7 protein-coding genes are annotated in these 9,498 nt (G+C 70.0%); 2 read left to right on the top strand and 5 right to left on the bottom strand.

Annotated elements, in window-relative coordinates; genetic code table 11:
* Positions 1 to 124: 124 nt before the first annotated feature.
* The gene (locus tag ACT3SQ_RS04640) at positions 125 to 2,122 is read left to right on the top strand and encodes an HNH endonuclease (protein ID WP_442331976.1); all 1,998 of its coding nucleotides are present in this window, start codon (positions 125 to 127) and stop codon (positions 2,120 to 2,122) included.
* Between the two features lie 45 nt (positions 2,123 to 2,167).
* On the opposite strand, the gene ACT3SQ_RS04635 is transcribed toward ACT3SQ_RS04640, so the two are convergent.
* The 3 genes from ACT3SQ_RS04635 to ACT3SQ_RS04625 form a co-directional block, all read right to left on the bottom strand.
* Entirely contained in the window at positions 2,168 to 3,163 is a 996-nt protein-coding gene (locus ACT3SQ_RS04635) for an RNase H family protein (RefSeq protein WP_441443440.1), read from the bottom strand.
* A gap of 133 nt (positions 3,164 to 3,296) precedes the next feature.
* Positions 3,297 to 4,331: an alcohol dehydrogenase catalytic domain-containing protein gene (locus ACT3SQ_RS04630; protein WP_441443441.1), complete on the bottom strand. Its 1,035-nt coding sequence runs from the start codon at positions 4,329 to 4,331 to the stop codon at positions 3,297 to 3,299.
* A gap of 10 nt (positions 4,332 to 4,341) precedes the next feature.
* Positions 4,342 to 5,352 (bottom strand): GNAT family N-acetyltransferase, encoded by a 1,011-nt coding sequence (locus ACT3SQ_RS04625; RefSeq protein ID WP_441443442.1) that lies wholly within the window; start codon positions 5,350 to 5,352, stop codon positions 4,342 to 4,344.
* Between the two features lie 403 nt (positions 5,353 to 5,755).
* On the opposite strand from ACT3SQ_RS04625, the gene ACT3SQ_RS04620 reads away from it, so the two are divergent.
* Entirely contained in the window at positions 5,756 to 6,232 is a 477-nt protein-coding gene (locus ACT3SQ_RS04620) for a hypothetical protein (RefSeq protein ID WP_441443443.1), read from the top strand.
* 43 nt (positions 6,233 to 6,275) lie between these two features.
* Here the strand turns inward: ACT3SQ_RS04620 and ACT3SQ_RS04615 are convergent, their stop codons facing one another.
* Together ACT3SQ_RS04615 and ACT3SQ_RS04610 are read right to left on the bottom strand one after the other, a co-directional pair.
* Positions 6,276 to 8,225, bottom strand: a complete 1,950-nt coding sequence (locus tag ACT3SQ_RS04615) for a glycoside hydrolase family 2 protein (RefSeq protein WP_441443444.1) — start codon at positions 8,223 to 8,225, stop codon at positions 6,276 to 6,278.
* Between the two features lie 110 nt (positions 8,226 to 8,335).
* The gene (locus ACT3SQ_RS04610) at positions 8,336 to 9,355 is read right to left on the bottom strand and encodes a LacI family DNA-binding transcriptional regulator (RefSeq protein WP_441443445.1); all 1,020 of its coding nucleotides are present in this window, start codon (positions 9,353 to 9,355) and stop codon (positions 8,336 to 8,338) included.
* Positions 9,356 to 9,498: the final 143 nt, after the last annotated feature.

Genomic DNA, 9,498 nt, shown 5'->3' with positions numbered 1-9,498 from the left:
ACCTTTCCTCCACAGTGGTCATCCATCCACAATTTCATCCACAATTCCGTCCACAACCTTGGAGGCTATCCACAGATTCCCTGCAGGGGTAGCGGACATTTTCGAATCTACATACGATGGAAGCATGGAATCGACACCGATGGGCCGCGGGGACCACCCCGGCGAGGACACCCCTCGCCGGGACGTGGCGCCGCCGTCGGGAGATGTCCTCGAGGAGGTGCTGGGCCGGTTCAGCGCAATCGAGACCAGTCCTGAGGCCCGCGCGCTCGTCGCCCAGGTCCTGGCCGCGACCCTGATGGCGTTCACCCGCACCCGCTCAGTGCGCGACTCGCTCCCGGATACCGCCCCCGAGAGCGCCGAAGAAGCGCTCGCCGTCCTCGCTGGCGTCGATCAGCTGCGCGCCTCCCTCGCCGCGATCGATGCGTCCTGGCAGGTCGCCGCCGAGGACCGGATCCGGCGCGATGACCTCGCGCGGGGCGTGCCGTCCTCAAAGCAGGGCCGCGGCGCCGGGCAGGAGATCGCGCTCGCCCGCCGGATCTCGCCGTCCACCTCCTCGTTCTCCCTGGCGAAGGCCCGCCGACTGACGCAGAACATGCCCAGTGCGATCGAGCGTCTGTGGGCCGGTGCCATGACTGATCAACAGGCCTCCGCAGTCTCTGGTGCGCTTGACGGTGCCAACGCGGACACCTGCCACAGGGTGGATGACCACCTCCGCGAGCACCCCGAGTTCCTGCAGGGCAAGGGATACAAGCGCTTGCGAAGCGACACTCAGAAGCTGGTTCAGCAACTCGAGCCCGAGACATCCCGCCAGCGTGCGGAGCGTGCCGCTCGCGCCCGGCACGTGCGGATGACTCCCCTGGCTGACGGGATGGCCAGGGTGACCGCCGTACTGCGAGGGGTCGACGCCGCCGGACTGATGAACTCCCTGAATACCCGCGCCGAGTCACTGCGCGTCGCAGGGGCCAAGGCCTCCGTCCCCGCGCTGGAAGCGGATCTGCTGGTCGACGACGTGCTGCGTGGTGGGCAGGCCGAGGAGCCCGGCGATCAACACGTCGAGCCCAGAGATCAGCACGTCACACCCGACGACCAGCACATCACCCCAAGCGACCCGGGCGCAGAGCCTGTCGATCCGGTCCACGAGCCCGGCGCTTCCGAAAAGCCTGAAGAGGCTCGGGAATCCCAAGAAGCCCAGGAAGCCCATGCGGCAGGCGCAGCCCCCGAGGTTGACGCCGCCGAGCAGGCGGCTCCGAGGATGCCCCGCACCCGTCCCGGCCTGGACGTCGGCATCGTCATCTCCGACACCGCACTGCTGGGTCAGGACGATGGCTCCGAGACCGCTGAACTCGAGGGCTACGGCACCATCCCCGCCCACATCATCCGAGACACCCTGCTTGGTCAGCCACCAGGTCACCTTCGAGCCGATGAGGACGAGCATCCCGATGACGTGGTCTCGGCCTTCTACCGTCGGCTGTACCGAAGTCCGCGCACCGGCGATCTGATCGCGATGGAGTCCCGGGCGCGGGTATTCCCCGCCGGTCTCGCCCGGATGATCCGCTGGCGCGACACGACCTGCCGCACCCCCTGGTGCAATGCGAAGATCCGCCACATCGACCACGTCGTCCCGCATCACAAGGGCGGCCCCACCAGCTATGCGAACGGCCAGGGGCTGTGCGTGCGCTGCAATCTGCTCAAGGAGCTCGGCCTGTGGGTGCTCAGCCCGCTGAGCAGTTCCCACGCTGCCGCCGACATGACCGCGGCTGGCAACGCGAATGGGCCTGCGACCGAGACGGGTGCAGCGACCGGGACAGGGGCCGAGGCAGAGACTGGGATCGAGACCGAGACAGGATCCGAGGCAGACGACTCCGGGACAGCTCTCGCCGACCCGTCATCACCGCCGCGAGCCTGGATCTGGAGCAGCCCGCACGGGGCCATGGGCACCTCGTTCACACCGTCACAGCTCACGCCATCTGAATTCACGCCGTGGCCCGGTCCCCCGCCCGAGAAACACAGCGGCGACGAGCCCAAGCACGACGACTCCGAGGACCACAATTCAGCGGACAACCCCGATTGCGGCGATGCCGACGACGAGTCGGAACCGCCGGAGACGCCGACCACCTCGTAGGCCGCTGAGTCCCAGCCTCGCGCTCCAGTGACGAGCAGGTGCGACTCAGCGACCTGCGCTGGCGCGGGTGCCCTGATGGTGGCGCAGCAGCCAGCGACCGTTCTCGCGCACCCACAGCGAACTGCGGTGCACGGTGTCGCCCTGCCCATGGGTCGAGTACTGCAGGAGCACCACGCCGGGGGCGATCTCGTCGGCGATGAACTCTTCCGCCTCGATGGCCTCCAAGGGTGCGAGGTGGGCGAGAATCTCGTCGCGGTCGTAGCGGCGCCCGCTCGCACCGACCTCGCTGAAGTCCGGGTGCAGCAGCTCGGCGGCGCTCGGCGGATCCGCGCGCAACGTCGCGCTGAGCAGTGCGAGCTCGCGTGCGGTGATCTGCTCGAAGTCGGTCGCGCCGGGCGCGTCGGCCACCAGCACCGTCTCCTCGGATGCGGTCGAGCAGCTCGCCGGGGTCGGCTGGGCGGCGGGTTCGTCGAAGAGGCTGAAGAGGTCATCAGCCGGGGCGGCGGCACTGGGCGCGCCCGCGGCGGCCTCCGGAGAGACCTTTGCGGCGGCTGGAGCTGACGGCGCAGCATCCGCGCCGGGATAGCCGGGGCCCACCTGCGGGTCCTGCTTCCTCTGGAAAGCCGTCGCGGCGGCGTTGGCGCGCTTGTCCGCAGCCTCGTTCATGGCATGGCCGGAATGGCCCTTGACCCATTCGAATTCGACGCTGCGCCCGGCGAGGGCACGGTCGATGTCCTTCAACAGCTCGACGTTCAGCACCGGCTTGCCGTCCTTCTTGCGCCAGCCCTTGCGCTTCCAGCCCGGCATCCACTTCGTGACCGAGTTGATGACGTACTGGCTGTCGCACAGGATGTGCAGGTGCTGGTCGGCGTCGACGGCGGTGGCCTCGAGCAGATCGAGCACAGCCTTCAGCTCGCCCATGTTGTTGGTGCCGTGGGGCCACCCGCCCGCACGCCAGGTGTCCTCGTCGATGTACCAGGCCCAGCCGGCCGGGCCGGGATTGCCGAGGGCGGAGCCGTCGGCTGCTGCAGTGATGGTCATGCGCTCAATGCTTCCACAGCAGGCGAGTTCGGCCGGGCACGGCGGGGCCGGTCGCGGCGTTCCTCACCCCGGCCGTGGTCTGCAGTGCCTGGGCGACGCACTTCCCGCCCGGCATCCATCCCACCCAGGCATCTCAGCGCCAGCGAGCGACGGTCATCCCCGGGGTGGTGGGCGGCTGGTCCATCGCGACCATCGCCGCCGGCAGCTCGGCGGCGTCGATCACACGGCCGACGGTCCCTGCCAGATCCAGTCGACCGCTCGCAACATCAGCGAGCAGCTCGCCGTATTCGGCGACGGCGAGGCCGTGACTGCCGAGGATCTGCAGCTCCTGGGCGATCACGCGGCCGATCGGCAGGGCGGGGTCGGCGTCCTCCCCCAGCAGCAGCCCCACCTGCACGTGCCGGCCGCGGGGTCGCAGTGACTCGATCCCCGCGCGGGCGGTCGCGGCGGAGCCGAGCGCATCGAGGCTGACGTGAGCGCCGCCACCGGTCACCTCCCGCACCCGGGCGGCGATGTCCGGCGACGAGGTCAGCGCAGCGGCGCCGAGAGCCTCGGCAGCGGCAAGGGCGCGGGGCGAGACGTCGACCGCGACCACCTCGGCGCCCGCGGCGAGCGCGACCATCACGCAGGCCAGGCCCAGCCCGCCGCAGCCGAACACGACGACCTGCTCCCCCGGCTGCACGTCGGCCTGTGCACGCACAGCGTGGTGGGCGGTGCCCACCCGGCAGCCGAGCCCGGCGGCGAGGGTCATGTCGATCCCGTCGGGAAGGGCGACGAGGTTGTGGTCGGCCTCGATCACGACCACCTGCTCGGCCCAGGATCCCGGCAAGTCGAAACCGGGCTGGCGCTGCTGGGGACACACCTGCGGGGCGCCCGCGAGGCACTGCTCGCACTGCCCGCAGGCGAGGATGAACGGGGCGGTGACGCGGTCACCGGGCGCGAAGCGGGTCACCTCCTCCCCGACTTCGGCGACGACGCCGGCGAACTCATGGCCGGGGATGTGCGGCAGCTGCACGGAATCGTCGTGTCCCTGCCAGGCGTGCCAGTCGCTGCGGCACACGCCGGTGGCGTGCACGGTGACGACTGCGCCGCGGGGCGGGCAGACGGGGCTCGGTACCTCGACCAGCTCGGGCGTTCCTCGGTAGGTCTCGAAGCGGACTGCTCTCATCGGGTGCTCCTCAGACCAGTCGGCCGACAGGCTTCTCGAACGTGCCGTAGACAGCGTCGCGGGCGAAGCCGAGGGCGTCGTAGAGGCGGGTCGCACCGGTGAGGGACTCGGCGTCGACCTCGAGCTCTGCCTTGGCATATCCGGCGTCGGCCGCCGCGGTGAGGGTGCGGGCGATGACCGCCCGCGCAAGGCCCCTGCCACGTGCCCCGGGGCGGGTGCCCACCAGTGCGATGTGCAGCACGCCGGGCTTGTCCTCCGAGGTGATGACGTAGGCGAGCACGGTGCCCTCCGCGTCGAGCGCGATGCTGGAGAGCTCGCGACGAGCGGTGTGGGAGGACCACCAGATGTTCCAGCGCTCCGGCGGGACCGGAGCCGAGCCCCAATGGTCGTCGAAGGCATCGATATGGGCGAGCCGGGTGGCCTCGGCGTGATCGTGCTCGGGCGCGATCACCTGCACCTGCTCCCGCTCGAAGGAGGGAAGCGCCGCCCCGGGGAGGTCGCGGACCATGACGAGCCAGCTGCGGGCCCGGCGGTAGCCGCGCCGTTCGATCAGCGGGCGCACGTCGGCGCCGCCGGTGAGCGGGGCGTCCTCCCGCGCGTCCAGGTCCGGGTCACGGCCTCCGGAGACACGGAAGATCGCGTCGGCCTCCGCGGAGTGACGCTCGGCGGCGAGCTGCGCGGCGCGGCTCTCGGCCCATTCGAACAGCTCCGCACCCAGGCCCTGGCGACGGTGGGCGGGATCGACCCCACCCATCAGCTGGCAGCGCACGCGGCCGTCGCGGTCCAGCGAGGTGTGGACGTCGATGGCGGCGAAGCCGATCAGCTCATCCCCATCGCGGAGCGCGAGGGTGTCCTCGCTCAGATCGAGCCCGGGCATCGTGAGCCATTCCCGGATGCTGGGCTCCTCGGCAGGTTCACCGAGCTCATCCGCCACGTCGATGCGATTCATCAGCGCGGTGAGCGCGGGGACGTCGTCAAGGGTGAGCGGGCTGCGGGTCATCACGGTGTCGGTGGAGGTCACCGGAACAGCGTAGTCGGGTGCCGCGGGCACCGCAGGCAGGCGATGAGATGCCGTTCGACGCCCTCTGCGCGACATCCCGCAGCTCCCCGGATCCGTGCTCTGTGAGTACCGGCTGCACGATCTCGGCGGCGTCGTCGAGGGAGGAGCGGAGACGATTTCCTTGCGGAGGGTGTCGTAAGTGTCCACAAGCGTAAATGTCTACAAGTAAGTACCCGAGCTCGGAGACCTGGTGAGTATTTCTCCATGCGGCATCGATCATTGGGATCAGCAATCATGGTGAGCTCTGGGGAGCAATGACTGGGGAGCAATGAAGGGGGAGGACGCGATCACATGGGTATCGGCGACCACATGAGTCTCGCCAGCTGGAAGGCGAAGCTCCGGACAGTGCCACGATCAGTGCGCCATGAATGATCCCCGATTCCCCCGCCGCGTCATCGCGGGCGTGATCGCATCGCTCGCCCTCACATCCTGTTCACTGCTCGATCCCGAGGAGGTCCCCGTGCCGGCGAAGAACATCGACAAGTCCGCGCAGACCGATCCTGCACCAGTGCAGAAAAGAACCAGAGATCTGCCCGAGGACGCCGAGTTCCTCTGGTACTCGGGGACCCTGGGCTCCGGGGCCCCCGGCCCCTCGACGTACTGGGTCGATGCCCGCCTGAGCACGACTGACCAGGTCATGAACAATTTCCGTGCGCTATGCCCGGACGGGTCCGTGAGCGTGCCGGACGTCGTCGACGAGCTGGCTCAGGAGCTCGGCGAGGAGGACTACGTGGAGTGCCCTGCGGCGGCGGGCGAGATCGCCGTCGACGGGTGGCGGACCCGGGTCTGGCTCGCGCAGGCCTCGCCGGTCATGGTCGTCACCCTGGTGGGCCAGGGCTGAGCCCTCGCCGGGACGTCGGCACGACGCCCCGGCACCGCGATGCTCAGTCCTGCTCGTACGCAGCCGGCTTCTCCTGCACCGCACGCAGTCGGGCGAGGTCGAGCTTGCGGCCGCGGTCGAAGTCGACCACGCCGTTCTTCTCCTGGAAGACGTCCGTCATCTGCGTGTAGCAGTAGCCGAACATGAGCGGGTCCTCGAGCAGCACCCGGGTGAGTCCCTCGAACCGCGTATAGAGCTCTTCCTCGCTGCGCACCCGCTCGCCGTAGCCCCAGGACTCGGCGGCGTTGTTGCCAGCGCGTTCGGCTTCCTGTGCCTCCCGGGCCTCCTGCTCGTTCCACCAGATGCCGCCGTACTCGGAGACGAAATAGGGCTGGCCGGCGAAGGGCAGGGAGAAGGTCCCGTCGGCGAAGGGCATCTCATCCGGGGCGAGCTCGCGACGGTTCGCCCAGGGGGTGCCGTCCGCCAGCCCGGACTGCTCGACGCGGAAGCGCTCCACATCCTGTTCGTAGGAGTGGGAGTCATAGATGTCGGCGCCGCGCACCCGGTGGGAGTAGCCGGAGGCGTCCAGGACCGGGCGGGACGGGTCGGCGAGCTTGGTCGCGTCGTACATCGCCTGGGTGACGTCATCGAGCTGGGTGAGCTGGTCATGCCTCACCTGATGGGTCTCGTTCAGCGGGCACCAGCCGATGATGCTGGGATGGCTGAGATCCCGCTCGACGGCCTCGATCCACTGGCCGATGAACGTCGCAGTGGGCTGCTGGTTGTCGCCCATCGGGCCGTGGCCGGAGATGCCCCAGTCCCCGAACTCGCCCCAGACCAGGTAGCCGTGCAGATCCGCCCAGAACAGCATCCGCTGCTCGAAGACCTTCTGGTGCAGGCGGGCGCCGTTGAACCCGGCCTCGAGGGCGAGGCGGATGTCGGTGGTCATCGCCTCGTCGGCCGGGGAGGTCATGAACGTCTCCTCCCAGTAGCCCTGGTCGAGCACGAGGCGCTGGAAGACCTTCTCACCGTTGATCCGGAACTCGTGGTCGCGCAGGGTGGTCGCGCGCAGGCCCGCATAGGAACGGACCTCATCGAGCACCGCGCCGTCCGCGTCCAGGAGGCGCGCGGTGAGGGAGTACAGCTCCGGGGCACCGGGTCCCCAGATCCGCACCTTATCCTCGGGGATCACCAGCTGGAGGTGCGGGGCGAGATCGAGATCAGCCCGCACCTCGGCGCGTGCGACCTCCTCGCCGCCGGGCACGGAGGCGACGACCTCAAGGCGCGTGCCGCCGGTGGTGCGCGCAAGCGGCGCGGTGAGGGAGAAGGCACGGCCGCCGAGCGAGGGGACGATCCGCAGGGAGCGGATCTCGTCGAGGGGGACGCCCTCGAGCCAGACGCTCTGCCAGATGCCGGTGGTGCGGTGGTAGCTGGCGTGGGTGGCGTGGAACCAGGTGGACTGCTTGCCGCGGGCCTGGGGGACGTCATGCGGGTCGCGGGCACGGACCACGATCTCCACCTCGGAGCCGGGGCCGACGCCGGGCACGCTCGAGAGGTCCGCCGCGAAGGGGGTGAAGCCGCCTCGGTGGCGGGCCACCTCGACACCGTCGGCCCAGACCGTGGTGTCGTGGTCGACGGCCTCGAAGCGCAGGATCGGGCGCAAGCCGTCCCAGTCTGCGGGAATGGTGACGGTGCGCCGATACCAGACGGCGTTCAGAAAATCGCGGTTCCCGATCCCGGAGGCCTCGGTCTCCGGCGCGAAGGGCACGGTGATCGTCTGCGCGAGCTCGCGCTCCAGCAGCCCACGCTCCCGACCGGAGTCGCCCTGGTCGATCTCGAACTGCCAGGTCCCGTTGAGGCTCAGCCAGGCGGGGCGCTGCAACTGGGGCCGCGGATGCTCGGGCCGGGGGACTCCAGCGGCCGACGGCGGGGCGTCCAGGATGGCAGCGAGCTCATCGGCCCGGGCGAACAGGGCGGCGAGCTGCGCGGGCAGGGTGGGGGTCTGAGCGGTCATAGGGCGGCTCCTCGGCACGAGATCGGCACTGATCGGGCGCGTCCAGTCAAGCGCATCTCGCCTGGGATTGCAACGTGGGAATTCAGCCTTCCCGTGGGATGCCCTCGCAATCAATCCTGCTCTCGGACGCCGGTGGATCCGCGCTCGATGAGTCGGTGCCCGACCACCAGTTCCGCGCCGCCTGACGCCGCTCCTCCAGCCTCGGCCAGTGCGGCATCCAGGGCGGCGGAGATCAGGGCCTCGAGGTCCGGGGCCACCGTGGTCAGCGAGGGGGATGCCCAGGTGGCCTCCGGAATGTCATCCCACCCCACCACCGCGACCTGCTCGGGCACGGCGACGCCGCGCTGGGCGAGCGCGCGCAGAGCGCCCAGGGCCAGCAGATCGTTGCCGGCCACCACCGCGTCCACCTCGAGCCCGGCCGCGAGCACGGCCTCCAGCTCTCGCCACCCGGCCTCGCGGCTCCACTTCGTCACGGTGCGGATCAGCTCGGGCACGATCGGCACCCCGGCGAATCGCAGTGCGGCCCGGAATCCGGTGAGGCGGTCGGTGGCCGTGGAGCGGACGGCGCCGTCGCCGCCCAGGAACAGCAGTCGCCGCCTCCCCTGATCGACCAGGTGGCGCACCACGTCGGCGGCTGAGGCGGCATTGTCGATCGCCACATGGGAGACCTCCGGTGCTGCGGGCAGCATCTCGCCCAGCAGCACCACCCGGGGCCCGCCGGAGGGGAGCAGATCGGCCGGCACCAGCGCGGAGGGGGAGATGATCACCGCATCCACGGGCCGGGGCGTGTGGCCGCGCACCAGGGCCCGTTCCGTCGGGGCGCTGCCCAGGGACACCTCGACGCTGACGGTGTACCCCCGGTCGCGAGCCGCGACCTGCATGCGCTCGGCGAGGCGCGCGAAATAGGGGTTCTGCAGCTCCGGCACCACCAGCGCGATGGTCCGGGTGGGCCCGCCGCGCAGTTCCCTGCCCGCATGATTGGGCACGTAGCCGAGCTCCTCGATCGCCAGCCGCACGCGGGCGCGGGTCTCGTCCCGCACCACGGGGCGATCATTGACCACATTGGAGACGGTCTTCCAGGAGACTCCGGCGTGCAGGGCGACGTCCTTGATGCTGACGCGACGTGTCATCGGCCCTCCTGGAAACGGGATGAATGCTTGCGCAGGAGGCTACCGGAGGGTGCCCTTGTGTCCCACGTGAGAACGCGGGCACCCGGCACATCCCACCGCATCGTCGGCGACCCGGTGGTATCTCACACCACGGGCCCGCTTCA

Source organism: Brachybacterium sp. AOP42-C2-15, assembly GCF_052377065.1.
Classification (GTDB): domain Bacteria; phylum Actinomycetota; class Actinomycetes; order Actinomycetales; family Dermabacteraceae; genus Brachybacterium.
Note: the sequence above shows the minus strand (reverse complement) of the source record. Positions and strands in the feature narration are given on the sequence as shown.